This is a genomic window from Aeromicrobium sp. EU05-FHT14F07 (assembly GCF_058790455.1).
In genome coordinates this window covers 103,039-128,747 of sequence record NZ_JBYTCR010000006.1, presented here as the reverse complement: position 1 = coordinate 128,747, position 25,709 = coordinate 103,039, and the positions used below count along the sequence as shown (strand labels likewise).

At 72.1% G+C, this 25,709-nt stretch carries 20 protein-coding genes; 8 read left to right on the top strand and 12 right to left on the bottom strand.

From position 1 onward, the window contains the following. Positions 1 to 9: 9 nt before the first annotated feature. Both AC3WRM_RS07900 and AC3WRM_RS07895 read right to left on the bottom strand, forming a co-directional pair. On the bottom strand, positions 10 to 2,178 hold the full coding sequence (locus AC3WRM_RS07900; RefSeq protein ID WP_492247549.1) for a S9 family peptidase: 2,169 nt from the start codon (positions 2,176 to 2,178) through the stop codon (positions 10 to 12). A 9-nt stretch (positions 2,179 to 2,187) separates the two neighbouring features. Next, positions 2,188 to 3,609, bottom strand: coding sequence for a DNA polymerase IV (locus AC3WRM_RS07895; protein WP_492247550.1), 1,422 nt, complete (start codon positions 3,607 to 3,609; stop codon positions 2,188 to 2,190). A gap of 136 nt (positions 3,610 to 3,745) precedes the next feature. On the opposite strand from AC3WRM_RS07895, the gene AC3WRM_RS07890 reads away from it, so the two are divergent. The 3 genes from AC3WRM_RS07890 to AC3WRM_RS07880 all read left to right on the top strand — a co-directional run bounded on the left by AC3WRM_RS07890 (position 3,746) and on the right by AC3WRM_RS07880 (position 7,768). Continuing rightward, positions 3,746 to 4,741, top strand: coding sequence for a DUF4192 domain-containing protein (locus AC3WRM_RS07890; protein ID WP_492247551.1), 996 nt, complete (start codon positions 3,746 to 3,748; stop codon positions 4,739 to 4,741). Positions 4,742 to 4,777: 36 nt separating this feature from the next. Beyond that, positions 4,778 to 6,253 (top strand): glutamate-cysteine ligase family protein, encoded by a 1,476-nt coding sequence (locus tag AC3WRM_RS07885; protein ID WP_492247552.1) that lies wholly within the window; start codon positions 4,778 to 4,780, stop codon positions 6,251 to 6,253. A 270-nt stretch (positions 6,254 to 6,523) separates the two neighbouring features. Continuing rightward, a complete protein-coding gene (locus AC3WRM_RS07880; protein ID WP_492247553.1) occupies positions 6,524 to 7,768 on the top strand; it encodes an RNA polymerase sigma factor in 1,245 nt (414 codons plus the stop codon). 598 nt (positions 7,769 to 8,366) lie between these two features. Here AC3WRM_RS07880 and AC3WRM_RS07875 read toward each other — a convergent pair. The 6 genes from AC3WRM_RS07875 to AC3WRM_RS07850 form a co-directional block, all read right to left on the bottom strand. Next, positions 8,367 to 8,879, bottom strand: a complete 513-nt coding sequence (locus AC3WRM_RS07875) for a hypothetical protein (protein ID WP_492247554.1) — start codon at positions 8,877 to 8,879, stop codon at positions 8,367 to 8,369. Between the two features lie 9 nt (positions 8,880 to 8,888). Continuing rightward, entirely contained in the window at positions 8,889 to 10,718 is a 1,830-nt protein-coding gene (locus AC3WRM_RS07870; RefSeq protein WP_492247555.1) for an alpha/beta hydrolase, read from the bottom strand. A gap of 1 nt (position 10,719) precedes the next feature. Next, the gene (locus AC3WRM_RS07865; protein ID WP_492247556.1) at positions 10,720 to 11,181 is read right to left on the bottom strand and encodes a hypothetical protein; all 462 of its coding nucleotides are present in this window, start codon (positions 11,179 to 11,181) and stop codon (positions 10,720 to 10,722) included. Next, positions 11,178 to 11,699, bottom strand: coding sequence for a hypothetical protein (locus AC3WRM_RS07860; protein ID WP_492247557.1), 522 nt, complete (start codon positions 11,697 to 11,699; stop codon positions 11,178 to 11,180). The genes AC3WRM_RS07865 and AC3WRM_RS07860 overlap by 4 nt, the downstream gene beginning before the upstream one ends. Positions 11,700 to 11,759: 60 nt before the next feature. Next, positions 11,760 to 11,948, bottom strand: a complete 189-nt coding sequence (locus AC3WRM_RS07855) for a DUF6458 family protein (RefSeq protein ID WP_067857049.1) — start codon at positions 11,946 to 11,948, stop codon at positions 11,760 to 11,762. A gap of 149 nt (positions 11,949 to 12,097) precedes the next feature. Continuing rightward, complete coding sequence (locus AC3WRM_RS07850; protein WP_492247558.1) at positions 12,098 to 12,325, bottom strand: DUF7455 domain-containing protein; 228 nt, start codon at positions 12,323 to 12,325, stop codon at positions 12,098 to 12,100. Positions 12,326 to 12,588: 263 nt separating this feature from the next. Here AC3WRM_RS07850 and AC3WRM_RS07845 point away from each other — a divergent pair, with 263 nt between their 5' ends. Beyond that, on the top strand, positions 12,589 to 14,643 hold the full coding sequence (locus AC3WRM_RS07845; protein ID WP_492247559.1) for a DNA gyrase/topoisomerase IV subunit B: 2,055 nt from the start codon (positions 12,589 to 12,591) through the stop codon (positions 14,641 to 14,643). Between the two features lie 35 nt (positions 14,644 to 14,678). Further along, positions 14,679 to 15,620 (top strand): DUF1707 domain-containing protein, encoded by a 942-nt coding sequence (locus AC3WRM_RS07840; protein WP_492247560.1) that lies wholly within the window; start codon positions 14,679 to 14,681, stop codon positions 15,618 to 15,620. 22 nt (positions 15,621 to 15,642) lie between these two features. On the opposite strand, the gene AC3WRM_RS07835 is transcribed toward AC3WRM_RS07840, so the two are convergent. From AC3WRM_RS07835 to AC3WRM_RS07820, 4 genes are read right to left on the bottom strand one after another with little or no spacing between them, the layout of a single operon-like run. Continuing rightward, positions 15,643 to 16,137, bottom strand: coding sequence for a beta-class carbonic anhydrase (locus AC3WRM_RS07835; RefSeq protein ID WP_492247561.1), 495 nt, complete (start codon positions 16,135 to 16,137; stop codon positions 15,643 to 15,645). Next, positions 16,134 to 17,918 carry an MFS transporter gene (locus AC3WRM_RS07830; protein ID WP_492247562.1) on the bottom strand — a complete coding sequence of 595 codons (1,785 nt, stop codon included), beginning with the start codon at positions 17,916 to 17,918 and terminating at the stop codon, positions 16,134 to 16,136. The genes AC3WRM_RS07835 and AC3WRM_RS07830 overlap by 4 nt, the downstream gene beginning before the upstream one ends. Before the next feature lie 3 nt (positions 17,919 to 17,921). Next, complete coding sequence (locus tag AC3WRM_RS07825; protein ID WP_492247563.1) at positions 17,922 to 18,668, bottom strand: LppX_LprAFG lipoprotein; 747 nt, start codon at positions 18,666 to 18,668, stop codon at positions 17,922 to 17,924. Between the two features lie 4 nt (positions 18,669 to 18,672). Beyond that, on the bottom strand, positions 18,673 to 21,141 hold the full coding sequence (locus AC3WRM_RS07820; RefSeq protein ID WP_492247564.1) for a DNA gyrase/topoisomerase IV subunit A: 2,469 nt from the start codon (positions 21,139 to 21,141) through the stop codon (positions 18,673 to 18,675). Positions 21,142 to 21,312: 171 nt separating this feature from the next. Here AC3WRM_RS07820 and AC3WRM_RS07815 point away from each other — a divergent pair, with 171 nt between their 5' ends. From AC3WRM_RS07815 to AC3WRM_RS07805, 3 genes are read left to right on the top strand one after another with little or no spacing between them, the layout of a single operon-like run. Continuing rightward, positions 21,313 to 24,015, top strand: coding sequence for a bifunctional acetate--CoA ligase family protein/GNAT family N-acetyltransferase (locus tag AC3WRM_RS07815; protein ID WP_492247565.1), 2,703 nt, complete (start codon positions 21,313 to 21,315; stop codon positions 24,013 to 24,015). Beyond that, a complete protein-coding gene (locus tag AC3WRM_RS07810) occupies positions 24,015 to 24,587 on the top strand; it encodes a DUF5998 family protein (RefSeq protein ID WP_067857083.1) in 573 nt (190 codons plus the stop codon). Before AC3WRM_RS07815 ends, AC3WRM_RS07810 begins: the two co-directional genes overlap by 1 nt. Beyond that, positions 24,584 to 25,693 carry an alkaline phosphatase family protein gene (locus tag AC3WRM_RS07805; protein WP_492247566.1) on the top strand — a complete coding sequence of 370 codons (1,110 nt, stop codon included), beginning with the start codon at positions 24,584 to 24,586 and terminating at the stop codon, positions 25,691 to 25,693. The genes AC3WRM_RS07810 and AC3WRM_RS07805 overlap by 4 nt, the downstream gene beginning before the upstream one ends. The last annotated feature ends 16 nt before the right edge of the window (positions 25,694 to 25,709 follow it).

The following is a 25,709-nucleotide window of genomic DNA, read 5'->3' as shown; positions in this document are numbered from 1 at the left end:
GCGAGCAGCCTACGAGTCGGCACCGACATCCGTGGCGGCCGGTCGGGGCTCGTGGGGCGCCCCCACGACGTCGATGATCCAGGCCAGCTCCCAGGCGCGCTCGTGCCAGGCCGCGTAGCGTCCGCTCACGCCGCCGTGGCCGGCGTTCATCTCCGTCTTGAGCAGGGCGGGGACCTCGCCGGTGGACCGTTCGCGCAGCCGGGCGACCCACTTCGCGGGCTCCACGTAGAGCACGCGGGTGTCGTTGAGGCTGGTCACCGCCAGCACGGGCGGGTACGCGACCTCGGCGACGTTCTCGTAGGGCGTGTAGGACTTCATGTAGGCGTAGACGTCCGCGTCGTGCAGCGGGTCGCCCCACTCGTCCCACTCGATGACCGTCAGCGGGAGGCTCGGGTCGAGGATGGTCGTGAGCGCGTCGACGAAGGGGACCTCGGCCACGACGGCACCGAAGGCGTCGGGTGCGAGGTTGAGCGCCGCGCCGACGAGCAGGCCGCCCGCGCTCCCGCCCTCGGCGACCAGCCGCTCGGCCGAGGTCCAGCCCTCCGCCACGAGGTGGCGCGCCGCGGCGACGAAGTCGGAGAAGGTGTTCTTCTTGTGGGTCAGCTTGCCCTGGTCGTACCAGGCCCGACCGAGCTCCCCGCCGCCGCGGACGTGCGCGATGGCGAACACGAAGCCGCGGTCGAGCAGCGAGAGGCGTGGCACGGACATGCCGGGGTCGATGCTGATCTCGTAGGAGCCGTAGCCGTAGAGGAGCGCGGGGGCGGAGCCGTCGCGAGGCGTGTCGGCGCGCGCCACGAGCGAGATCGGCACCAGCGTGCCGTCGTCGGCGGTGGCCCACGTGCGGTGCTGCACGTAGTCGGCCGGGTCGTAGCCGCCGAGCACCGTCTGCTGCTTGCGCACCACGAGCTCGCCCGTCTCGACCACGAGGTCGAGCACGGTGCTGGGCGTCACGAGCGATCCCATCCCGAGGCGGATGACCGGCTGGTCCCACTCGGCGTTCGCGCCGACACCCGCGGTAAACAGCTCCTCGCCGAAGTCGATCTCGCGCGGCTCGCCCAGGCCGTCCTCGTCGACGGTCGCGATGGCGACGCGCGTGAGCGCCTCCCGGCGGTAGGAGAGCAGGAGCGACCGCGCGAAGACGTCGATGCCCTCCAGCCGGGTGCCTGGGCGGTGCGGCACGACCGTCTCGAGCGCCTCGCGCAGCGGACCGTCGACCGGGGTGGCGTCGACGGGGAGTGCACCGAGCTCGAAGTCCTCCGCGCCGTCGTTGTGCAGGACCAGGAACAGGTCACGTCCGGCGACCACCGCGTGCTCGAGCGAGTACTCCACGCCGTCGCGGCGGGGCACCACGACGCGGAACTCCCCGGTCGGGTCGTCGGCCTCGAGGACGAGCACCTCGCTCGTGATCTTCGACGACGCACCGATCACCAGGTAGCGCTCGGACTGGGTGCGCCCGACCCCGGTGAAGAACCGCTCGTCGGTCTCCTCGTGCACGAGCACGTCGTCGGCGTCGGAGCCCAGTCGGTGCCGCCAGACCCGGTGGGGGCGCCACGCGTCGTCGACGGTCGTGTAGAAGAGGTGGCTCCCGTCGGCGGACCAGGTGACGCCGCCGCTCGTGCCGGTGATCTCGTCGGCGAGCAGCTCGCCGCTGCGCAGGTCCTTGACGCGGATGGTGTAGCGCTCGTCGCCGACGACGTCGGTCGACCAGGCGAGCAGGGTGCCGTCGTCGCTCAGCGAGAATCCGCCGAGGGAGAAGAACTCGTGCCCCTCGGCCTCCATGTTGGAGTCGAGCAGGACCTCCTCGCCGGGGACGGGCTCGCCCGGGACCAGCACGGGCGGGTCCCAGTCGTCGGGGGAGGAGACGGCCGTGCGGCACCGGATGGCGTACTGGCTGCCCTCGACGGTGCGGGAGTAGTACCACCACGCACCGTGCCGGACGGGGACGGAGAGGTCGGTCTCGAGGGTCCGCGACCGGATCTCCTCGAACAGCCGACCGCGCAGGTCGGCGAGGTGCGCCGTGCGCGCCTCCGCGTACGCGTTCTCGGCCTCCAGGTGCGCGAGCGTCCGCGGGTCGTCCTTGTCGCGGAGCCACTCGTACGGGTCCTCGACCTCGTCGCCGTGGTGGCGGCGGACGACCGGGTGCTGAGGGGCGACGGGCGGTTCGTGCGTCGACGTCATGCCGCGACGCTATCGCCCGGCACCCAGGCCGCCATCGACCGACCGCTCCGCGGCGCTCGGCACCGCGAGCTCGTCAGGCCGACGGGGGCGGGTCGGCCCGGTGTGGCCGGCGGTGAGCGCGTCGTCGGCGGCCGCGAAGGTGTGCACGGGGCCGGGCCCGGTGAGGCGCGTCTCGAAGCGCACCGTCACCCGTCCGAGGCCCGCGCCCCAGACCCAGCCGTCGCCGTGGTCGCGGTGGTGGACGTCGGCGCCGGGGCTCCAGAGGGTGCCCGGGTCGGGGGAGCGGTCCGGAGCCGCGCTGGAGGCGTCGGGCACGGCGGGCGGGTTGTCCTCGAGCTCGTCGGCCGCCTCGGGCTCGGGCTCGGCGAAGAGGTCGTCCTGCACCCAGTCGGCGAGACCGCTGACCCCGACCCCGACCAGGCGCAGGCCGCCGGACAGGTCCGTGGCGGCGAGCAGGCCCTGCGCACTCGCGGCGAGGAGCGTGGGCGAGTCGGTGGGACCCGCGAGGGTCGTGGACCGGGTGTGCGTCTCGAAGTCGTGGTAGCGGATCTTCAGCGTGACGGTGCGTCCGGACAGCCCAGCGCTCCGCAGCCGTCCGCCGACCCGGCGCGCCATGGTGTCGACGACGGCCTCCAGCCGGGCGCGGTCGGTGACGTCGTCGGGGAAGGTGTCCTCGACGCTGATGGACTTCGCCTCGCGCTCGGCGACGACGGCGCGGTCGTCGTCGGCGCGGGCTAGGCGGGCCAGGGAGCGTCCCGACGCGGAGCCCAGCAGCCGCACCAGCTCGTCCTCGTCGCGCTCGCGCAGCTCGCCGACCGTGCCGACCCCGATCCGGCGCAGACGCTCCGCCGTGGCCGGCCCGACGCCCGGGATCGCCCGGACCTGCATCGGCTCCAGCAGCGCGAGCTCGGTCCCCGGCGCCACGACGAACACGCCGTCGGGCTTGCGCAGCTCGCTCGCGATCTTCGCCATCAGCTTCGAGGAGGCGACGCCGACGGACGCCGTGAGACCTTCGGTGATCTCGGTGATGTCGCGGCGCAGCCCCTCGACGCGCTCCAGCACGGCGTCGGGGGAGAGGTCGTCGTCCGCGCCGGCCGCGAGGTCGACGTACGCCTCGTCGAGGGAGAGCGGCTCGACGAGCGGCGACTCCTCCCGCAGCCGGCGCATGACGAGGGTGCTCGCCTCGCGGTAGGCGTCGAAGCGGCCCGAGAGGAACGCCGCGTGCGGGCACCGGGCGCGGGCCTCCGCCATCCGCATCGCCGACCGGACGCCGTGCACGCGGGCCTCGTAGGAGCAGGTCGAGACCACGCCCCGTTGGCCGATGCCACCGACGATCACGGGCCGGCCGCGCAACGACGGCTTGTCGCGCTGCTCCACGGAGGCGAAGAAGGCGTCGAGGTCGAGGTGGAGCACCGACGCCGTGGACCGCATGGGCCCATTCTGCTGCGGACCGCCGACGGTCGCTCCGTCCACACCCTCCACGGCCTCCGGGGGAGCGTGCCGTGTCCTGTCCACAGGGCGCGCACGCACGCCGCCACGCCGCACCCGCCGGCACCAGGTTGGGACCATGACGACTCAGCCCGTGTACACGGCCCACGACGTGGCCGACCTCTTCAACCTCCTCCCTGCTGCCCTCGGCTTCGCACCGCAGGAGTCGATCTGCGCGATCGCGACGAGCGGTCCACGGCACAGGCTGGGCTTCACGATGCGCGTGGACCTGCCGGACCAGGACGACCACGTGCGTCAGATCGCCCGTTTCGTGGCCGGCCACCTGCGCGGCCAGGGCGCCGACGGGGCGATCGTGCTCGTCGTCTCCTGCAGGACCGCGCGAGCAGCGGAGGCGGCGCGTGCGGTCGAGGGCGCGCTCGGCGGGATCCGACCGGTCGTCACCGCGTGGACCGACTCGTCGCGCTACTGGACCACGTCGGACGACGACCCGGCGGGCACGCCGCTCGACCTGAGCCCGCACCACCCGGCGATGCTGGAGGCGGTTCTCGCGGGCCAGGAGGTGCTCCCCGACCGCGCGACGCTGGAGGACCGCTGGCGACCGTGCGACGGACCGGGCGCGACGTGGCTCCTGACACAGGTGGTGCAGGTCGAGCGAGAGCTGGTGGAGCAGTCGTGGCGCGCCCCGACCGACCTCGCCGTCGCCGGGCTCCAGGAGGTGCAGGAGGTCGTGGGTACCGTCGACCGCTCCGGCATCGACGCGGTCGAGGCGCGGTCGTTGCTGCGACTGGGGATCTGGCTGACGCTGGGGGCGGTCCGCGACGGGCTGTGGCCGACCCTCGAGGACTGCGGGCCGGAGCGCCTCGTCACGTGGCGCGAGCTGGCCCGCCGCTCCCCGGGCGTCTACGCGGCCGTGCCGTACACGGTGGCCGGCTACCTCGCGTACCTGCGCGGAGACGGCGCGCAGGCCGCCATCGGGTTCGAGCGGGCCAGGACCGCGGACCCGGGCTACACGATGGCGGCCACCCTCGGCGACGCGCTCCGCGTGGGCACCCACCCGCGGCAGCTGAGGAAGATCGTGCGTGCTGCCTTCTCCGACGCCGCCTCGCTGCGATGACGCGCACGGGACCGGCGTCGCCCCTAGGGTGAACGCATGGGTCAGGACGTCGACGACAGGACCTTCACGCGTGAGGACCGGACGCGGTACCGCGAGAAGGTGCGCCGCTGCCTCGACGTGTTCGCCCGGATGCTGTCCGAGCACGACTTCTCCGTGGGCGAGCCGCAGATCGGCGTCGAGATCGAGCTGAACCTCGTCGACGGCGTCGGCGACCCCGCGATGAGGAACGCCGAGGCGCTGGAGGCCATCGCCGACGAGGCGTTCCAGACCGAGCTCGGGCTGTTCAACATCGAGATCAACGTCCCGCCGCAGCCAGCCAGCGGTGACGGCTTCGCGGTGCTGGAGCGCACGGTCCGCCGCGACCTGAACGAGGCGCAGGAGAAGGCGGCGCGTGTCGAGGCGGGGCTGCTGATGGTCGGGGTGCTGCCGACCCTGCGCTCGGAGCACCTCGGCCAGGAGTCGCTGTCGCCGAACCCGCGCTACCACCTGCTGTCGGACCAGATCCTGTCGGCGCGTGGCGAGGACATCGCGATCGTCATCGACGGCGTCGACCGCCTCGAGACGACGGCCGACACGATCGTCCCCGAGGCGGCGTGCACGAGCACCCAGCTGCACCTGCAGGTCGAGCCCGACGACTTCGCGGCGACGTGGAACGCCGCGCAGGCCATCGCCGGCGTGCAGGTGGCCGTGGGCGCCAACGCCCCGTTCCTCCTCGGCCGGCAGCTCTGGCACGAGACGCGGATCCCGCTGTTCGAGCAGGCGACGGACACGCGCAGCGAGGAGCTCAAGGCCCAGGGCGTCCGGCCCCGTGTGTTCTTCGGCGAGCGGTGGATCACGTCGGTCTTCGACCTGTTCGAGGAGAACGTCCGCTACTTCCCGGCGCTGCTGCCGATCGTGGACGACGAGGACCCGGTGGCCGAGCTCGAGTCCGGCCGCGTCCCCTCGCTCTCCGAGCTGCTGCTCCACAACGGGACCGTCTACCGCTGGAACCGGCCGATCTACGACGTCAGCGACGGCCGTCCGCACCTGCGGGTCGAGAACCGCCTGCTCCCCGCCGGTCCGACGGTGGTCGACACGGTCGCGAACGCGGCGCTGTTCTACGGCCTGGTCCAGGTGATGCGCGAGAGCGAGCGTCCGGTCTGGTCGCAGCTCTCCTTCAAGGCGGCCGAGGAGAACTTCCACCAGGCGGCGCGGGTGGGCATCGAGGCCGACCAGTACTGGCCGTCGGTGGGCACGGTCTCCGTCCGCGAGCTGGTGCTGCGTCACCTGCTGCCGCTCGCGCACGAGGGTCTGGCCCAGATGGGCGTCGACGCCGCGGTCTCCGACCGGCTGCTCGACGTCGTCGAGCAGCGCTGCATCCGGGGCGCCAACGGTGCGACCTGGCTCGTCTCGGCCGTCGAGCACGAGCTGGGCCGCGGGGGTGACCGCACCGAGGCGCTCCGTGCCGTCACCCGCCGGTACGCCGAGCTCATGCACACGAACGAGCCCGTGCACACCTGGCCGCTCGACTGACCTCCCGCGGGCCACGGACGGTCCAGGGGGTCCGGCCACGCGGGTTGTGTCCCCGTGGCACACTGGACCACGCAGAGGTTGACCGCAGGCCTCTTTGTTGCGCCCTCAGACAGGTCAGGGAGGTGAGTCCTCGGTGTGTTCCGTCCTCGGACGCAGGTGTCAGAGCCTGCCGTCCCGCCGTGCCGGAACCGTCGTCGACCCCCTCGCCGAGACCGCCCGGGGTAGCGCGCAGCACGATCGTCCAGCCCACCCGCGAGATCAGAAGAGCCCGTGACGAAGACTTCCAAGAAGACCGCCGCCCCCGCTCCCGCGAAGAAGGCGCCGGTCAAGAAGACGGCCGCCAAGAAGGCGCCGGCCAAGAAGGCCGCGGCGAAGAAGACTGCCGACGCGCCCGTCGACATCGCCGATGCGCTCGACGTGCCGGAGGGTGGTCAGGCCGCGAAGGTCGACGCCCAGGGCAAGAAGGTCCTGCCCGACATCCCCGACGAGGAGTTCGTCAAGGACCTCAAGAACGACCCGACGCTGAAGGAGGACGAGGAGTCCAGCTTCACGCTGTCGGCGGCCGACGAGTCCGACGAGCCGGTGCAGCAGGTCCTCGTGGCCGGCGCCACGGCGGACCCGGTGAAGGACTACCTCAAGCAGATCGGCAAGGTCTCCCTCCTCACCGCTGGCGAGGAGGTCGAGCTCGCCAAGCGGATCGAGGCCGGCCTGTTCGCCGAGGAGAAGCTCGGCAAGGGCGGCCGCATCTCCGAGAAGACGCGCGAGGAGCTCGACTGGATCGTCGTCGACGGCCGCCGGGCGAAGAACCACCTCCTCGAGGCCAACCTGCGTCTGGTCGTCTCGCTCGCGAAGCGCTACACCGGCCGCGGCATGCTGTTCCTCGACCTGATCCAGGAGGGCAACCTGGGTCTGATCCGTGCGGTCGAGAAGTTCGACTACACCAAGGGCTTCAAGTTCTCGACCTACGCGACGTGGTGGATCCGCCAGGCGATCACCCGCGCCATGGCCGACCAGGCCCGCACGATCCGCATCCCGGTGCACATGGTCGAGGTCATCAACAAGCTCGCCCGCGTGCAGCGGCAGATGCTGCAGGACCTGGGCCGCGAGCCCACGCCCGAGGAGCTGGCGCTTGAGCTGGACATGACGCCGGAGAAGGTCGTCGAGGTCCAGAAGTACGGTCGCGAGCCGATCTCCCTGCACACCCCCCTCGGTGAGGACGGCGACAGCGAGTTCGGCGACCTCATCGAGGACTCCGAGGCGATCGTCCCGGCCGACGCCGTGTCGTTCACGCTCCTGCAGGAGCAGCTGCACGCCGTGCTCGACACGCTCAGCGAGCGCGAGTCCGGCGTCGTCTCGATGCGCTTCGGCCTGACCGACGGCCAGCCGAAGACCCTCGACGAGATCGGCAAGGTCTACGGCGTCACGCGCGAGCGCATCCGCCAGATCGAGTCCAAGACGATGAGCAAGCTGCGCCACCCGTCCCGCTCGCAGGTGCTGCGCGACTACCTGGACTGACGCCCGGCCCGACGCACGACGACGGCCCGCACGAGCATCCTCGGGGCGGGCCGTCGTCGTTGCTGCGGGGAAGCGGTCAGGAGGGGGGAGTCAGGCCGAGGTCGTCGCGACGGCCAGGATCGGTGAGCTCGTCGATCAGGTCCCCCGACAGGTCGACGCACCCGCTCGAGAGCGTCAGATAGGCACCGCCCCCCCGCGACACGAGCGGTGAGCGTCGTGTCCTGCTTCGAGGAGGTGACCGTCCCGGACGTCTCCTTGTCGAGGGTCCACCCCTGTCCGTCGAGAAGCTCCTTGACTGCGGCGAGACGCTCAGAGACGCCTGTGTTCGCCTGGTCGACGGTCAGCTCGGCCACGTACTCGGCACCGTTCGGGCTGGGCGGCATGCCGCAGATCTTCCACCGGGCCGTGCCGCTGCCCGTGAAGCTGACCGCCGACATGCTCGTGGCCAGCTTCGGAAAGAGGTCCGCCGCCTCCGTCCGGATCTCCTCGGAACGCCGCGAGGCCTGCTCGCGCGATACACCGCCGTCGTCGCCAGGGTCACCGCACCCGGACAGCACGCCCAGCGTCACGACGCCCGCGACGATCCTTGCCCACCTCGTCACGACGGGGGTGCGACGCCGAGGTCGTCCTTCGGCAGGTCGGTCAGTCGGCGGATCTCGTCCTTCGGCACGTCCAGGCACGTGCTGCGGACCGAGAGGTTCATCCCGGCCGCGCCGTACTGGGCGCGCAACGTCAGGCCGTCCTTGCGGCCCTCGAGGGTGTCGCCGGCGACCTCCTCGACGCTCCAGCCCTGGGCCTCCGCCTGCCGGCGGACGACCTCGCCGTACTGCGACGGAGGCACGTTGCTCTGGACGACGGCGATCTCCGCGACGTACTGGGCGCCGTTGGGGCTCGGTTCCTGGCCGCAGATGACCCAGCGTCCCGCGCCGGTGCTGGAGTAGCCGAGCGCCTCCACGCCCTGACCGACGGCGTCGAAGGTCTGCGTCGCGGCGGTCCGGGCCTCCTCGGCGGTGCGCTGAGCGTCGGCCGAGTCGTCGCCGGACCCTCCGTCACCGCACCCGAACAGGCTGGCCATCATCACGATCCCCACCACGATCCTCGAACGTCTCATCCCAGCCTCTCAGTCGAACGGGTTCAGCCAGCTGCCGGCGTCCTTGGCCTTGTCCCAGGTCCACCCTGCCGCGTCGGCGACCTGCCCGCCTGTCCACTCGACCCCGTTCCAGATCTGCTCGCCGCCGGACACGACGGAGCTGCCGACGACGAGCGTGTCGAGCGTCTGGTAGCTGCCGATCGTGCGTCCGTCGACCTGGTCGGGGGTCTGGCCGGCGACCACGTCGGCCATCGCGTCCAGCGACGTCGAGCCCTCGTTGAAGTACGACGAGTGGTTCTCGAGGAGGTCCTGCACCCGGTAGGAGCCGGGGTCGACCTCGAAGCGGTGCGCACCGAAGTCGGCCTGGGCGGGGTCGTGACCGAGGGCGCCGATGGCGGGGGAGCCCAGCAGCGTGACGGGGTCGTAGTCGGCCGATCCGACGAACAGGTGTCCCTCCGGCATCAGGTCGGTCGCCGTCTCGGCCGATCCGGTGCCCGGGCTGCCGATCAGGACCATGTCGTCCACCTGCAGGTCGTTGTCGGTGGCGGCGTGCGAGACGGTCGTCGACCCGTAGCTGTGGCCGATCGCCGTGAAGTGGGCGTCAGGACCCTGGTCGCTCGCTCGCATGCCGGCCACGAAGTCGGCGAAGCGCTCCCCGCCGTCCGTGGCCTTGCCCTGCCCGGCGACCTGGAGGAAGTCCCAGGGATCGTCGGTCAGTCCCTCGCCGCTGCTGGGTGCGTCGTAGTCGATCCACGTGATCGCGGCGACGGACCGGTCGCCGTTCTTCCCGTCGGCCAGCTGCATGAGCCGGTCCATCGACTCGACGTTGCCGCTGAGCGACGTCGCCTCGCTGGTCAGCCCCGGGACGAAGGAGGTGACGTCGTCAGCGGTGTCGGGGTTCCCGAGGCTCATCGCCACGCCGCCGTCACCGTCGAAGGCGTCGGGCCGGTAGACGAGCAGGAACGCCTGGTTCTCGCCGGTCTCGGGATCGATCCGGTCCTGGTAGTCGTCGAGCGTGTCGCGGGCGTCCTCGGCGTTCATCAGCTGCTGGCGTTCGAGGTCGCTCAGCTGGCCGTCGTCGCGACGCTGGCTGAGGTAGTCGATGTCGCTGAGCATCGACGTGCGGTTCGCCTCGTCACGCACCTCGCTGGGTACCCCGCCGGCGTTCCCGACCAGCTGCGGGGAGTGCATCACGAGCGCGGCCACCTGCTCGGGGCTCAGGCCACTCCACCAGTCGGCGACGGCCTCGGGGTCACCGCTGTCGACCTTCTGCTGCAGCTGCTGCGCCAGGGTGGCGGCATCGGCACGGTTCGGTGCCGAGGCTGCCGACTGCCCCTCGGCGACGGTGTCGACGCCCTGCAGCCCGGAGACCACGGTCTGCTCGGCCGACTCCTGGTCGCGGTTCCACGCGTCGACGTCCGCCTGGAGGGCCGTGGCCTCGCGCTCGAGGTTGGCCGACCTCTGGACGAGCGCCTCCTGCGCGGTCGCGTCGTCCTTATCCGACGCGGCGACGTCGGCATCGTAGGTATCGATCCGTCCGTTGAGCTCCGAGACCCTCTCGACCAGGTCGATCCGCCGGGAGCTGAGCGTCTGGAGGGTGTCGTCGAACGCGTCGAGCACGGTCACGGCTCGCACGAACGCGGCGGACGCGGCGTCCAGACGCGCGGAGAGCGCCGTGAACTCGTTCTCGGCGGCCTCGGAGGCGTCACCGGTCCACGACGCGGGCGTGCCCTGTGACGCCAGCGACTCCTGCGCATCGCTCACGCTCTCGCCGGTGGCTCGGACGCCGGTGGTGGCCGACGCCGCTGCGGCCGATGTCGTGCGCAGCGGGTCGGGCTGGCTGACCCGGACGAGTGCCACGTCAGTCACCTCCCGTCGGGCTCGGTGACGGCGTGGGCGACGGTCCAGGGGACGGCTGGGGCGTGGCCGGGGCCGAGTCGCTCGGGGGAGGGGGCGACGGGCTCGGGCCGGGGGACGGGGTCGGCATCGGGGGCGGGCCACCGTCGGGGTCGATCGTGCTGTCGCGGTACGACCACGGCATCAGCGACCTGATGCGCTGGTAGGCGGCGTCGTCGACCGCCGAGTAGGTCGCGGCAGCGTCGTCGAGGGACTCCGCGTGCGCCTGCGCGGTCGTCGCGACGTCCTTGACCTCGTCGACCCACGCCTCGCGGAAGGTCTCGAACGCCGCTACGACGTCGGGCGCCATGGGCGAGCCGGTCGTGCCGTGCAGCCGTCGCCACGCACCGTCGAGCCCGTCGGCCGCGCCGTCCCACACCCTGGCCGCGGCGGTGATGGCGTTCCAGTCCGCCTCGACGCCGCTCACCGCTCGGCCTTCAGGGTCGCGAGGTCGTCGGCGCGCACCGGCACGACCGGACCCGCCATGAGGAGCTGCGTCGCCGCCGCACCGCTGCGGACGTCGAGGTCGATCCAACCGTTGGTCGCCATCAGGCGCGGCCGGTCCTCGTCGCCGGCCGCCTCCACCGCCCACCCGCGCTCTTGCAGGGCGCGGGCGAGGGACCGGAGCGTGACCACGGCCCGCGGGCCCGCCAGACCCCGCAGGGCCTTCTCGTTCAGGTACGCGTGCCCGCCGTCGGCCGCACGCCACAGACGGGTCGGAGCGGGCGTGTCCGGCGGCAGTAGGTGACGGATCGACCCGTACGCGTCGTCGACGCCGCGCTCGATCCTCCGCGCCTCGTCGAACCTGATCGCGTCGTCCGGCTCGGCCGCGGGAGGGTCGAGCGGGGAGCGGCCGGTGAGGAGCACGAGGTCGACGTCGGGATGACGTCGGCGCACGACGCCCCAGAACGGATCCTGGGCCACAGGCCCCTCCCCGGCACTCATGAAGGTGACGTTAGCAACGGGTTCGCGTCGCTGACCAGGCTCTCGGGACGACGAGCACGGTCAGCGGGGCGGCGGCAGGTCGCGACGGGTGCGCGTGCCGAGGATGAGCGACAGCACGAGGCCGAGCGCGCCGACCGCGATGAGGATGTAGCCGACCATCGTCAGGTCGACGCCGCTGATGCGGTCCTGGACGGCGAAGGACAGGATCGCGCCGACTGCCAGCAGGAAGAGCGACGTACCGATCTGCATGAGGACTCCTCGGACAGTGGTCGACGTGATGCCGACCTCGTGCGGCGAGCGTGGCACCCGTCGACCGACTCCGCACCTCGAGACGGCAGGAGCCCCTCGCCGCAGTGCGGCGAGGGGCTCCCGGTGAAGCCGCTTCTCAGGACCTGGTCTCAGACCTCGACGTCGGGGGCCGAGCCCGGAACGCCGGCGAGGCGGCCCGACTCGTCGTGGATCGACACGGCGATCTCACGCAGCTTGTCCTCGTGCTCGCGGGCGTGGTGTGCGCAGAAGAGCAGCTCGGTTCCGCCGGCGAGCTCGACGCGGACGTACGCCTGTGCTCCACACCGGTCGCAACGGTCGGTCGCGTTCAGACCGGGAAGCTCGGCGACTGCAGCCATGATGTTCTCTCTTCCTCAGCGGCGTCGGGGGTACGTCTGTCACAACATCCAACCACGGCGGCCTGTTCCGCACAGGCCCAGGTGACATACGACATAGATACTGCCCGCCGGGGTCAAACGGCTGGACGCCGGTCGGCGTGCCGCGTGTCAGACGGGTCACCGACGAGCCGCTGACTAGGCTGACGGCGGGACGCCCCCGACCCGCCGCGCGGGTCCGCGGACGCCCGACCCACCCCCCAACGTCTTCCACGGAGGTCCCGGACGTGTCGACCTACGACGCTCGCAACCTGCTCGTCCTCGAGGGCCTCGAGGCCGTGCGCAAGCGTCCGGGCATGTACATCGGTTCCACCGACACGCGCGGGCTCATGCACTGCCTCTGGGAGATCATCGACAACTCCGTCGACGAGGCCCTGGCCGGGCACTGCGACCGCATCGACGTCGTCCTGCACGCCGACGGCTCCGTCGAGGTGCGCGACAACGGCCGCGGGGTGCCGGTGGACATCGAGCCGAAGACCGGTCTCACGGGCGTCGAGGTGGTCTACACCAAGCTGCACGCGGGCGGGAAGTTCGGCGGCGGGTCCTACAACGCGACCGGTGGCCTGCACGGTGTCGGCGCGTCGGTCGTGAACGCGCTGTCCTCGCGGCTCGACGTCGAGGTCGACAAGTCCGGCGCCACCTGGTCGATGTCGTTCCGCCGCGGCGAGCCCGGCGTCTTCGCCGGCGACGGCCCGGCCGCGGACTTCACGCCCGACAACACCCTGCACAAGGGCGGTCGTGTGAAGAAGACGGTCACGGGCACCCGCGTGCGCTACTGGGCGGACCCGCAGATCTTCATCAAGACCGCCACCTTCGCCTACGACGAGCTGGTCAACCGCGCGCGGCAGACGTCGTTCCTCGTGCCGGGCCTGCAGATCGTGCTGCGCGACGAGCGTGGCGACGAGCCCCTCGAGGAGTCGTTCAAGCACGACGGGGGCATCACCGAGTACTGCGACTTCCTGGCAGCCGACGAGCCGGTCAGCGACGTGCTGCGCCTGCAGGGCGAGGGTTCCTTCACGGAGACCGTGCCCGTGCTGGACAGCAAGGGGCACATGACGCCGCAGGAGGTCGAGCGCGAGCTGGGCGTCGACGTCGCCCTGCGCTGGGGCACCGGCTACGAGTCCGAGCTGCGCTCGTTCGTCAACATCATCGCCACGCCGAAGGGCGGCACGCACGTGCAGGGCTTCGAGCGGGGCGTCACGAAGACCTTCAACGACACGCTGCGGAACACCAGGCTGCTCAAGTCCGGTGACGCCGACATCGTGAAGGACGACGTGCTCGAGGGCATCACCGCGGTCGTGACCGTACGGCTCGCCGAGCCGCAGTTCGAGGGGCAGACCAAGGAGGTGCTCGGCACCCCGGCCGTCACGCGCATCGTCAACCAGGTCGTCTCCCGCGAGCTCAAGGCGTTCCTGACGTCGACCAAGGCGGCCGAGAAGGCCAAGGCGCGACAGGTCATGGAGAAGGTCGTCGCCGCGTCGCGGACCCGTCTCATGGCGCGTCAGCAGCGCGACAACCAGCGGCGCAAGAACGCGCTCGAGTCCAGCGCCCTGCCCGCCAAGCTCGCCGACTGCCGCGCGGCCGACGCCGACCGCACCGAGCTGTTCATCGTCGAGGGCGACTCCGCGCTCGGGACGGCGAAGTCCGCGCGCGACTCGGAGTTCCAGGCGCTGCTGCCGATCCGCGGCAAGATCCTGAACGTCCAGAAGGCCAGCGTCGGCGACATGCTCAAGAACGTCGAGTGCTCCTCGATCATCCAGGTGGTCGGCGCCGGATCAGGACGCACGTTCGACCTCGACCAGGCCCGCTACGGCCGGATCATCTTCATGGCGGACGCCGACTCCGACGGCGCGCACATCCGGTGCCTGCTCGCCACCCTCTTCTTCCGGTACATGCGTCCGCTCGTCGAGGAGGGTCGGGTGTTCTCGGCGGTGCCCCCGCTGCACCGCATCGAGCTCACCAACCCGAAGAAGGGCCAGGACAAGTACCAGTACACCTACTCCGACGCCGAGCTCCAGCGCACGCTGGCGGACCTGAAGCGGCGCAACGTCCGTTGGAAGGACCCCATCCAGCGCTACAAGGGCCTCGGAGAGATGGACGCCGACCAGCTGGCCGAGACCACGATGGACCCGCGGCACCGCACGCTGCGCCGGCTCACCGTCGACGACGCCGAGCGGGCTGCCGCGGTCTTCGAGCTCCTCATGGGCAACGAGGTCGCCCCGCGCAAGGAGTTCATCGTGCAGAGCGCCTACGACGTCGACTCCGACCTGATCGACGCCTGACCGGAGCCGGACGTCCGTCCCGCTACGCTGCCGCCGTGAGCGACATCAGCGACCCGAGCGGCGCCGGGCGCGGCGACCGTCGGCGGGCTCGACGCATGGTGGACGAGGCGTACGCGGAGGGTCGCATCACGGCGGCCGACCGGGCGCTGCGCCTCGAGCAGATCGACGCAGCGGCGACGAAGGGCGACCTCGCGATGGTCCTGCGCGACCTCGAGGGGCGCCCACCGTCGTCGACGTCCCCGGACCTGGGCGCGCCGCCGTTCGGGATGCCCGCGCCGGTGGCCGATCTCGACCCTGTCGCCCCGACCACCCCGCCAGCCCCGACCACCCCGCCGGCCCCGTCGACCCTGCCACCGGTCACGTCCTCCGCGCCCGCGTCGACCCCTGGCTCCGGCGGGCCCAGCTGGGCCCCGCCGTCCTACGGCGGCTCGGGTTCGGACTCGGGCTCGGGGTCAGGACGGCGGACCGGCGGGTGGACGACGGAGCGCACGATCGGCTGTGGCGTCGTCGCGGTCATCGCGATCTTCCTGGTGCCGCTCGTCATCGCCGTCGTGGTGTTCCTCGGGGTCGCGCGCTCCTTCGACGGCGGGTTCGACTCCGGCTCCTCCGACGACATCGTCGTCGCGGACGACGGCGGCTACACCGAGAAGGACGGCGTGACGGTGCCCGACGCCGCCGCCTGGTGGGACACGCAGGTGACGGAGCTCGACGACTCCGTCGGCGCGGCGACGGTGACGGCGTTCGACGTGAGGGACGGCAGCGGCGTCGCCACCGTCGTCGACGGGACGACGACTCGCCAGTGGGTCTTCGCCGGGGCGGCGTGGGAGCCGGTGGGCGAGCCGGGGATGCTCGACCCCGCTGCGTCTCCCGTCGACCTGGCCGACATCGATCCCACCGTCGTGCAGGACGTGGTGGAGACCACGCTCCTCCCGACCACCCGCGCGACCTTCGCCCTCGACGGCACCCCGATCGACTGACCTGCGCGGTCAGGGGTCTGCGTCAGACGACCTGCTCGAGCAGACCGGAGTCGACGTCGTAGATGAAGCCGCCGACCTCGACGCTCTCGGGGATGAGCGGGTGCGACGTCACGCGGTGCACGTCGGCGCGGATCTGCCGCTTCTGGTCGGTGATCGGTCCGATCGACATCCAGGTGGCGTCGGTGCCGGCGCTGTCCGAGACCCGCTGGTGGATCTGCTCCTCGGTGGACGAGGCCATCGCGCAGCGCGTGTGCTCGACGACGAGCACCCGCTTCACCTGCAGCAGGTGCGCGCCGAGGACCAGGGCCACGAGCTCCTGGTCGTTGACGCGACCGCCCGGGTTGCGCAGGATCTTGGCGTCGCCGGGCCGGAGGCCGATCATGCCGAGGGGGTCGATGCGCGAGTCCATGCACGTCACCATGGCGACACCGGCACGTGCGATGCCGTCGAAGCCGGTGAGCGAGAAGGAGTCGGCGAAGGTCCGGTTGGCGGCGAGGAGGTCGTCGAAGTCCGTCACACCGGCATCCTACCGCCGGTGTTTCGCGCGCGCCTGTGAGGTGCCTCACGCAACAACCACAGCGCGAGGACGGCGGCGACGGCCGCGCACACGGCGGCTCCGACGAAGACCGCGTGCAGCTGGGCGATCCCCGCGTCGCGGACCTCGTCGCGGTACGCCTGGCACAGCTGGACGGCGCCGGAGCAGACCTCCGACGCCGGCGGGATCTTCTCCGACGCCGCGTAGAACGCGCGCAGCCCGACGGTCGTGAGCGCCGAGATGCCGATGAGCATGCCCACCATGCGCGCCACGATGAGCAGCGCGCTCGCCACCCCGTGCACGGCGTCGGCCGTGTGCTCGAGCAGCACGGCGTTGACCGGTGCGATCGCGAGCCCGAAGCCGAGACCGGCGGCGACGAGCGAGAGCGTCTCCCAGCCGCTCGCGAGCGACTGGGCGTCCCAGGTCGCCATGTGCAGGAACGCCAGCGCGCTCATGAGCATCGCCGCCGCGGTGATCCACGCGGCAGGCACTCGGCGCAGCAGCCAGCCGCCCAGCACGGCGCCCACGGGGAGCGCGACGAGGAACCTGACGAGCACGAGGGCGGCATCGAGCTGGGAGTCGCGGTAGACCGTGAGACGTGCGAAGAACGGGATGTCGACGAGTGCCGCGATGAGCGAGGCGCCGACGACGAAGGAGACCACGAGGGCGCCCCACGCCGGACGGGCCGCCAGGGCGCCGCGCGGCACGAGCGGCGTGGCGGCGGTCCGCTGTCGGTAGGCGAAGCCCGCGGCGGCTGCCGCGGCGACCGGCAGCAGCCAGGGCGCCGCGGGGGAGATCGCCCCGGACTCGGGCTCGGCCGAGGCGAAGGTGACGATGACGGCTGCCAGCGCCAGGGTGAGCAGGCCCGCCCCGACCAGGTCGGTGCTCCGCGCGATCTCGCCCCAGCTGCGCCACTGCACCAGCGGTCGTCGGGCGGTGGCCTGGCGCAGCAGGAGGAGCGCGACGAGCACGTAGGTCGCGAGGGCGACCGGTGTGAGCCAGCGCGACTCCCCGGTGACGGGCAGGAACGCCAGGCCGGAGGTGACGCCGGTGACGAGCCGCTGCGGCTCCAGCATCACGAGCGACAGCCCGAGCAGCGAGAGGGCGAGGAGGGCGGCGCCCACCACGTCGGGACGACCACGCTCGGCCGCCGCGTCGCCGTCCGTGGCAGGGGCCGCGTCGCGCAGCCGCAGCATCACGGCGGCGAGGAGCAGACCGACGGCGGCGTTCAACCAGAAGATGTCGCGCCACGACCCGAAGGCCAGCACCACCGCGCCGTACAGCGGCCCGAGGACGCTGCCGAGCTCCTGCACGGCTCCCACGACGCCGAGCGGCAGTCCGCGGCGCTTCGGGGGCCACAGGTCGGCGACCAGGGCGAGGGTCGGCGGGATGAGTCCACCGCCTCCCACGCCCTGCAGCAGACGTCCCGCGACGATGGTCTCCAGGTCGTAGGCCGCGGCGGTCACGAGCGACCCGACGGCGAAGACCACCAAGGAGCCCAGCAGCACCGGCACGCGTCCGCGCAGGTCGGAGATGCGGCCGATCAGCGGCAGCACGCCCACGTACCCCAGCAGGAAGCCCGAGACGATCGGGGCCGCGCGCTGGAGCTCGTCGACGTCGAGGCCGCTCGCCGACATCATGTCGGGCAGCGCGAGCACGACGACGTAGGTGTCGGCCGCCGCGAACGCGATCGCCACCGCCGCGAGGCCGAGCAGGGTGCGCGACGCCAGTCGCACGTCGCCGGTGTCGCGGGGCTCCGCCACGGGTCAGCGGCCGCCGGTCGCGGCGGGGGCCGTGATCGTGACCGGCTCGTCCGACGTGGCGAGACGCACCGTGTAGGTGACCTTCGAGCCCTCGCCGTAGAACGGCCCGGTCATCCTCGCGTCGCGCAGCTCGTCGTCGTCGGTCAGCCGGTAGGTGACCGCGAACGTCCCCTGCCGCGAGGCGGACGGGATGATGTCGGCCACGACCGAGCCGGGGAGCGTCCCGGTCACGGAGGTGAGCACGTCACGGCCGTCGCGCGACTGGTCGCCCGTCTTCAGGTCCTCGGTGGAGGCGAGGATGCTCGTGAGGCCGGAGTCGGGGTCGAGCAGACCCGCCGGGTCCGGTGCCTTCAGCGACGCGGGGTTGATCGTGAGGTAGCCCGGGGTGATGCCGGTGTTCGCATAGACGGTGCCGTCGACGGCGATCACCTTGGCGGTCAGCGTGGCGCCGCCGGAGGAGACCTTCACGTCACCCTCGAACGCGGGGGAGTGGTTGCCCTTCCCCTTCGCGGACAGCAGGCCGGACACGCCGTCGGGGACTGACGACGTGGTCAGGGAGACGTCGACCGTCTCCGCGTCGTCGATGGTCTTCTTGGCCGCGTCGAGACGCTTCTGCACCGCGGCGGTGTCCGTGGAGCCGGCGTCGTCGCCTCCGGTGCAGCCGGCGAGCAGCACGGCGAGGACCAGCGCGACGGGCAGCAGGACCGCCCGGAGCGGCGAGGTGGACGCGGTTCGGGTGAGAGGGCGCACGGCCTCAGTCTCGCACGACCTGGAGTCCCGGCAGGAGCGCAGCGGGCGACGCCGCCGCCAGCACGGGCTGTGCCACGGGCACCCCGGAGCCGTCGCGTCGCGGGTCCACCGCGGGCAGGTCGACCGGCGACCCGCTCGTGGCGCAGGCGAGCGGCATGCCGTCGCCCACCCACGCCAGGATGAGCCCGTCCTCGCCCTTGAGCAGCCGCTGGCAGCGCACGCCGCCCGTGGCGCGACCCTTGGCCGGGAAGGCCGACAGCGGCGTGAGCTTCGCCGCCCCCGTCTGTGTCCCCGGCAGCGCGTCACCGGAGCCCGCGATGGTGAGGACGTGCGCCGTGTCGACGTCGCTGACGACGCCGAAGCCGACGACCCGTTGACCGGGCGCGACCTTGACACCTGCCACGCCGCCGCCGCCCCGGCCCTGAGGCCGCACGAGGCCGGCCTCGAAGCGCAGGAGCTGGGCGTCGGACGTCACGAAGACCAGCTGCTCGTCGCCTGTCGCCAGCGGCGCGGCACCGACCACGATGTCGCCGTCGGCGAGGCTGACGACCTCCCACGCGTCGCGGGTGAGCACGTGGTCGGGCTTGACGCGCTTGACGACGCCGGCGCGGGTGCCGAGCGCGATGCCGGGGCCCTCCTCGGACAACGACATCAGCGTGACGGGGGCGGCCTTGGTCGACAGCAGCTCCCGCAGCGGGATGCCGCCCTGCACGTGCGGTGCCGACGCCGTCGGCGGGAGCGCGGGGATGTCGAGGACGTCGAGCCGGTGGACCACGCCGTCCTGCGTCACCAGGCCGACCTGCCCGCGGGCGGTTGCCGCGACCGCGGACACCACGACGTCGTGCTTGGCCCGGTTCCCGACGTCGCCGAAGGGCGTCGCGTCGGTGGTGCGGGCCAGCAGGCCGGTGGCCGACAGCAACACGAAGCACGGGTCGTCGGCCACCTCCAGCGACGCGGTGCTGGTGACGGTCTGGCCCGCCGACTCGAGCAGCACGGTGCGGCGCGGCGTGCCGAAGCTCTGGGCCACCTCGGTGAGCTCGTCGGACACGACACCGCGCAGGACGGCGTCGTCACCGAGGATCTCCTCGAGCTGCTCGATGGTGGCGCGCAGCTCGTCGGCCTCCTTCTCCAGCTCCAGGCGCGAGAAGCGGGTCAGGCTGCCGAGCGTGCGGTCGAGGATGAAGTCGGCCTGCGCCTCGCTGAGGTCGAAGACCCCCATCAGGCGGGTGCGCGCCTCGCCGCGGTTGTCGCTGCTGCGGACCAGCTGGATGACCTCGTCGATGTCGACGATCGCCACGAGCAGCCCCTCGACGAGGTGCAGCCGGTCGGCGGCCTTCGCGCGGCGGAACTCGCTGCGGCGCCGCACGACCTGAAACCGGTGGTCGAGGTAGACCTCGAGCATCTGCTTGAGCCCTAGGGTCCGCGGCTGCCCGTCGACGAGGGCGACCGCGTTGATCGAGAACGAGGACTCCATCGGCGTCTGCTTGAAGAGCTGCTCGAGCAGCGCCTCGGGCACGATGCCGTTCTTCACCTCGATCACGAGGTGCAGGCCCTTGTGGCGGTCGGTGAGGTTCTTGATGTCGGAGATGCCCTGCAGCTTCTTGGCCTGCACCAGCTTCTTGATCGCCTCGACGACCTTCTCCGTGCCCACGTTGTAGGGCAGCTCCGTGACCACGATGCCCTTGCGGCGGGGCGTGATGTTCTCGATCCGCGTGGTGGCGCGCATGCGGAACGAGCCGTTGCCGGTGGCGTACGCGTCGCGGATGCCGTCGAGCCCGACGATCTTGCCGCCGGTGGGCAGGTCGGGACCGGGCACGAACCGCATGAGGTCGTCGAGGTCGGCCGTCGGGTGCTCGATGAGGTGGCGCAGCGCCTGCACGACCTCGACGAGGTTGTGCGGTGCGATGTTCGTGGCCATGCCCACGGCGATCCCCGACGCGCCGTTGACGAGCAGGTTCGGCAGCGACGCCGGCAGGACGCTCGGCTCGAGCTCGCGGCCGTCGTAGTTGGGCCGGAAGTCGACGGTGTCCTCGTCGATCGACGCGGTCATGGCCTCTGCGGCGGCGTCCATGCGGCACTCCGTGTACCGCATCGCGGCCGGTGGGTCGTCCGGCGAGCCGAAGTTGCCGTGCCCGTCGACCAGCGGGAGACGCATCGACCACCACTGCTCGAGCCGCACGAGCGCGTCGTAGATCGCGCTGTCGCCGTGCGGGTGGAGCCGACCCATGACCTCACCGACCACGCGCGCGCTCTTGACGTGGCCGCGGTCGCTGCGCAGACCCATGTCGTCCATGGTGAAGAGCGTGCGACGCTGCACGGGCTTGAGGCCGTCGCGGGCGTCGGGGATGGCCCGCGAGTAGATCACCGAGTACGCGTACTCGATGTAGCTGGCATTCATCTCGTCCGTGATGTCGGTGTCGATGATGTGCTCGTCGAACTCCTCGGGGGGGCTCGGGGTGCTGCTGCGGGCCATGGATCCTCTCTTGGCTCACGGGGGTCGCCGGCGGTGCGCGGCTGGGCGTGACCTCCTGATTCTCCCGGTCGCCGCGCCGCGGGCACAGCCGCCACGCCGCCAGGGGACCCGTGGCCCCGCCCACGCCGCTCCGTCGCCGTCACGCGTCCGCGAGGGCGGTAGGTTGGGCCCGTGACGTCCGACGCCCCGAATCCGCCCGCCGAGCGCGCCCGGGTGTGGGAGGCGGACGTGCTCCTGAAGGACGGCCGCGTCGCGCAGCTGAGGCCGATCACGCCCGAGGACACCGACGCCTTCGTCGCCTTCTACTCCCGGGTCTCCGACGAGTCGAAGTACTACCGGTTCTTCGCGCCCTACCCGACGCTGTCCGCCCGCGACGTCGAGCGGTTCACCCACGTCGACCTCGACCGCCGCGTCGCGTTCGTGCTGACGCTGCACGACGACATCATCGGGGTCGGACGCTACGACGCCACCAGCGACGACGAGGCCGAGGTCGCGTTCCTGGTCGAGGACGCGCACCAGGGTCGCGGCGTCGGGCAGCTGCTGCTCGAGCACCTCGCGCAGGCCGGTCGCGAGCGTGGCATCAAGCGGTTCACCGCCGACGTGCTGCCGAGCAACAACCGGATGCTGCAGGTCTTCCGCGAGATGGGCTACTCCGTGGAAGGCGTCGTCGAGGACGGCGTGCAGCAGCTCTCGTTCCGCATCGACCCCACCGACTCCGCCGTGGGCGTCATGCGCTCGCGCGAGCAGCGGGCCGAGGCGGCCTCGATCGAGCGGATCTTCGCCGCCCGCAGCATCGCCGTCGTCGGCGCGAGCCGGCGCCAGCGCTCCATCGGCCAGACCATCGTGCGCAACCTCGTGCTGGGCGACTACCAGGGCAGCGTGTACGCCGTGAACAGCCAGGCGGAGGCGGTGTCCGGCCTGCCGGCGTTCAAGAGCGTCAAGGACATCCCGCACGAGGTCGACCTCGCGATCGTGGCCGTGCCCGCCGAGTCGGTCAACGACGTCGTGCTCGACTGCGCCGCGAAGGGCGTCCACGGACTCGTGGTCATCTCGGCCGGGTTCGCCGAGGAGGGTCCGGAGGGTCGTCAGCGCCAGCGCACGCTGCTCGACCTCTCCCGCTCCTACGGCCTGCGCCTGGTGGGCCCCAACTGCCTCGGCGTCATCAACACGGCGCCCGCCGTCCAGCTGAACGCCTCGCTGTCCACCGCCATGCCGCCGCAGGGCCGCGTGGGCTTCTTCTGCCAGTCCGGCGCGCTCGGCACGGCGATCCTGGAGTCGGTGTCGCGACGCGGCCTCGGTCTCTCGACGTTCGTGTCGGCCGGCAACCGCGCCGACGTGTCCGGCAACGACCTCCTCCAGTACTGGCAGGAGGACGACGACACCGAGGTCGTGCTGCTCTACCTCGAGTCCATCGGCAACCCCCGCAAGTTCTCGCGCATCGCGCGTCGCGTCTCGGAGTCCAAGCCCGTCGTCGCCGTGAAGTCGGGGCGCTCGACGCAGGGCGTCCCGGTCGGCCACGCGGTGAAGCGCAGCACGGCACCGCAGGCGGCCGTCGACGCCATGTTCCGCCAGGCGGGCGTCGTGCAGGTCGACACGCTCGAGGAGATGTTCGACGTCGGCCAGCTCGTCGCGCACCAGCCGCTGCCGCGCGGCAACCGGATCTGCGTCGTCGGCAACTCCGACGCGATGGGCCTGCTGGTCGCCGACGCGGCCACGGCCACGGGGCTGCAGGTCGCCGACTCCGTCCCGCTCGGCGCCGACGCCGGCGCCGACGACTTCGAGGTCGCCATCGAGACGGCCCTCGCGTCCGACGACATCGACGCGCTCATGGTCGTCTACATCCCGCCGCTGAACACCTCCGGCGAGGAGGTCGCGAACGTGCTGGCGTCGATCGGCGAGCAGTCCGACAAGCCGATCGTGTCCACCTTCCTCGGCACCGAGGGCATCCCCGAGCTGCTGCGCGTCCCCGACGTGCAGGGCGGCTCGGCCGGACGCGGCTCCGTCCCGTCGTACCCGGCGCCGGAGTCGGCGGTCCGCGCCCTCGCCCGGGTCGTCACCTACGCCGAGTGGGCCGCCCGCGACCACGGCGAGTTCCGGGCGCACACCGACATCCGCACCGGTGACGCCCGCGCTCTCGTGCGCGACGTCCTCTCGCACGCCCCCCGGGGCGCGATCCTGTCGACGGAGCAGGTGCACGCGCTGCTCGCGTGCTACGGGATCGACCTCTGGACGTGGATCAACGTGCACGACCCGGAGGAGGCGATCGCCGCGGCGGAGCAGCTCGGCTGGGACGTCGTCCTCAAGGCGGGCAGCGAGCACCTGCGGGCCCGGCCGGACCTCGCGCACGTGTGGCGGGGCATCCAGGACCGCCAGGACATGACGGAGGCCTGGGACCAGCTCACCTCCTGGCCCGGCATGCGCGCCGACACCCGGTTCTTCGTGCAGCGGTCGGCACCGGCGGGCATCCCGCTCTCGTTCACGGTCACCGAGGACGCGCTGTTCGGCCCGCTCGTGTCGTTCGGCCTGGCCGGCGCGTCGAGCGAGCTGCTTGGTGACCGGGCCTACGGCATCCCGCCGCTCACCGACGTCGACGCCGAGTCGATGATCCAGGACCTCCGCTCCGCGCCACTGCTCTACGGCTACCGCGGGTCGGAACCGGTGGACACCGCGGCCATCCAGGACGTCATCCTGCGCCTGGCAGCGCTGAAGGACGACCTGCCCGAGGTCGCCGAGCTCGACCTCGAGCCGGTGCTCGTCCACGAGGGCGGTCTCACGGCACTCAGCGCGCGCGCCAAGATCGTGCCCGCCACCGACCGGCGCGAGGAGCGGTACGTGCGGCGACTCAGCACCCCCAGCAGGGATACGCTGGCCTGATGCGACGCGAGCGCCCCGCCGGTCCGAGCTCGGACGTCTTCACCGAGATCGCCCGCAGCGGCTACTACCCCGACATCGTCACCGCCGGGCTCCGTGACGCCCTCGCCGGTGAGGACGTCCTCGCGCACGTCGTCCACCACGAGCCGACGTTCGAGCGCGACGAGATCCGCCGCCACATGACCGTCCTCGTCATGACGCCGTCGCGCGTGGTCCTGGTGCACACCGACGAGCACCCGCCGGACGACCTGCTGCCGAAGCCCTACACGTCGACGACGAGCGAGGCGGTGTCGATCCACCGCATCCGCTCGGTCGTCGTCACGCGCATGGTCGCGACGTCCGGCAAGCTCGAGGAGGCCGTGGTCACGATCGGCTGGGGCGCCGTGTCCCACCTCGACCTCGAGCCGGCCCAGTGCAGCGACCCCGACTGCGACGCCGACCACGGCTACACGGGCAACCTGACGGGCGACGACTTCTCGCTGCGGCTCAGCTCCGCGGCCGACGGCGGTGCCGCGGTGGAGCGTCTCCTGGAGTTCGCGCGCCGGCTCTCGGCCGCCACGAGCGGCACCGCATGAGTCGACCCGGACCAGCAGGCCGACCCGGCCTGCACGAGGTCATGACGTCCGCAGCCGCCGTCGTCGCCGGGCCCGACCTGGGCTTCCACGACACGCTGGGCCTGCCCGAGGCTCGGCGCTACGTCGTGCTGCTCGTCGACGGCATGGGGGAGCAGCTGCTGCGCGAGCACGCCGAGCTCGCCCCCTTCCTGTCGTCCCTCCCGTCGGTCCCCGACGTGGTCTGCGGCGTACCGTCGACGACCGTCACGAGCCTAACGTCGCTCGGCACCGGGCTGCGCGCGGGCGCGCACGGCGTCGTCGGCTACACCTCCCGCGTGCCCGAGACCGGCCGACGGTTCAACGCCCTGGCCTGGGACCAGCCGGTCGACGCGCTGCAGTGGCAGCGTCACCCGACCGTGCTCCAGCGGCTGCACGAGGCGGGCCTCAACGCGGCCAGCGTCAACGAGTCGCGGTTCGAGGGCTCGGGGCTCACCCTCTGCAGCCAGCGCGGCGCGCCGTTCCACGGCGTCGGCTCCGTGTGGGAGCGCCTCGACGTCGTCGCCGACGTCACCGAGGACGCCGACCGCTCCCTCGTCTACGCCTACGAGTCGCGGCTCGACCACGCCGGCCACGCCCACGGCTCCACGTCCCAGGAGTGGCGCGACGTGCTCGTCACGGTCGACCGCGAGACCGCGCAGCTGCGCGACCTGCTGCCCGACGACACCGTCCTGCTCGTGACCGCCGACCACGGCATGGTCGACCTGCCCGTCGACGGGCGGTTCGACGTCGCCGACCACCCGCAGCTGCTCGAGGGCGTGGACCTGCTCGCCGGGGAGGCACGCTTCCGGCACCTGTACACCGCCCGTCAGGACCGCGACGCCGTCGCCGACCGCTGGCGCGCCGCGTGCGGTGACCGGGCGGTCGTGCGCACCCGCGACGAGCTCGACGACTGGTTCGGACCCCTGGCACCCGAGGTCGCCGGGCGGGTCGGTGACGTCGTCGTCGCGTCGCTCGGCGACTTCGGTGTGTTCAGCACCGACGACTTCCCGCTCGAGATGCGCATGAAGGGGTTCCACGGCTCGGTCACGGAGGCCGAGCTCCGGATCCCCGTGCTGCTCGCGACGTGACCCGGCTGGGAGGATG

Bases quoted from the DNA above. Each gene is read 5' to 3' on its own strand.
- AC3WRM_RS07900 (WP_492247549.1), bottom strand. From the start codon at position 2,178: ATGACGTCGACGCACGAACCGCCCGTCGCCCCTCAGCACCCGGTCGTC.
- AC3WRM_RS07895 (WP_492247550.1), bottom strand. From the start codon at position 3,609: ATGCGGTCCACGGCGTCGGTGCTCCACCTCGACCTCGACGCCTTCTTC.
- AC3WRM_RS07890 (WP_492247551.1), top strand. From the start codon at position 3,746: ATGACGACTCAGCCCGTGTACACGGCCCACGACGTGGCCGACCTCTTC.
- AC3WRM_RS07885 (WP_492247552.1), top strand. From the start codon at position 4,778: ATGGGTCAGGACGTCGACGACAGGACCTTCACGCGTGAGGACCGGACG.
- AC3WRM_RS07875 (WP_492247554.1), bottom strand. From the start codon at position 8,879: ATGAGACGTTCGAGGATCGTGGTGGGGATCGTGATGATGGCCAGCCTG.
- AC3WRM_RS07860 (WP_492247557.1), bottom strand. From the start codon at position 11,699: ATGAGTGCCGGGGAGGGGCCTGTGGCCCAGGATCCGTTCTGGGGCGTC.
- AC3WRM_RS07855 (WP_067857049.1), bottom strand. From the start codon at position 11,948: ATGCAGATCGGTACGTCGCTCTTCCTGCTGGCAGTCGGCGCGATCCTG.
- AC3WRM_RS07850 (WP_492247558.1), bottom strand. From the start codon at position 12,325: ATGGCTGCAGTCGCCGAGCTTCCCGGTCTGAACGCGACCGACCGTTGC.
- AC3WRM_RS07820 (WP_492247564.1), bottom strand. From the start codon at position 21,141: ATGGCCCGCAGCAGCACCCCGAGCCCCCCCGAGGAGTTCGACGAGCAC.
- AC3WRM_RS07810 (WP_067857083.1), top strand. From the start codon at position 24,015: ATGCGACGCGAGCGCCCCGCCGGTCCGAGCTCGGACGTCTTCACCGAG.
- AC3WRM_RS07805 (WP_492247566.1), top strand. From the start codon at position 24,584: ATGAGTCGACCCGGACCAGCAGGCCGACCCGGCCTGCACGAGGTCATG.